A 224-nucleotide genomic window follows, 5' to 3' on the forward strand; every position below is an offset into this window, starting at 1 on the left:
GCCCAAAAATGCTTTCCCCAATATCGTTTTTTTAGCTCTGGGAATTCGCTTTGAAGAAGACGTGATGACCTTCCTTTTAATACTGGGTAACGATATTTAGTGACCTATACAATATGGACCATCAAAATGCTAACCGTATGACTACCACGTCTTTGATCACTCATTAGCTAATTGTAGCATACCTGTGTAGCAGCTAAAGCCTTGCACTAAAGTGCATAGTTTTG

The 224-nt window shown here is 39.3% G+C and carries 1 pseudogene; it reads right to left on the reverse strand.

Going from position 1 to position 224, the window contains the following annotated elements:
- A pseudogene (locus BQ17_RS04580) lies at positions 1 to 164 on the reverse strand (transposase); the annotation flags it as partial.
- Between the last annotated feature and the right edge of the window lie 60 nt (positions 165 to 224).

The organism is Candidatus Thiosymbion oneisti, assembly GCF_900092655.1.
GTDB lineage: Bacteria > Pseudomonadota > Gammaproteobacteria > Chromatiales > Chromatiaceae > Thiosymbion > Thiosymbion oneisti.